The sequence below is a fragment of the Derxia gummosa DSM 723 genome, from assembly GCF_000482785.1.
Taxonomy (GTDB): Bacteria; Pseudomonadota; Gammaproteobacteria; order Burkholderiales; family Burkholderiaceae_E; genus Derxia; species Derxia gummosa.
This window is the reverse complement of sequence record NZ_KI519500.1, coordinates 1-366: the sequence shown is the minus strand read 5'-3', so window position 1 is coordinate 366 and position 366 is coordinate 1. Positions and strand designations below refer to the sequence as shown.

1 protein-coding gene is annotated in these 366 nt (G+C 69.7%); it reads right to left on the bottom strand.

All coding sequences use genetic code 11. The features are described from left to right. Positions 1–366, bottom strand: a 366-nt coding sequence (locus tag H566_RS29550; protein WP_034412731.1) for an MBG domain-containing protein, incomplete at both ends; no start/stop codon positions are given.

The following is a 366-nucleotide window of genomic DNA, read 5'->3' as shown; positions in this document are numbered from 1 at the left end:
GCCGTTCGCGGCGGTGATCGTGTGCGTGCCGGCGGTCGCTGCAGCGCCGGTGGCGGTGCTCATCTGCACGCCGCTGACGACCGAAGCCGTGTCCGTGTAGCGCAGTTGCGAGGCATCGACCGTGTAGCCGAGCGTCGGGTCGGCATCGCCGTAGGTCTTGCGACCATCGTTGGCGGTGACCGTCAGCGCCGCCTTGTCGACGGTGAGCGTGCCGTTGACGTAGCTGAGCGCGTAGTTCGAGGCCAGGCCGTTGCTCGCGGTGATCGTGTGCGTGCCGGCGGTGGCGGCCGCGCCGGTGGCGGTGCTCATCTGCACGCCGCTGACGACGGAAGCGGTGTCGGTGTAGCGCAGTTGCGAGGCATCGAC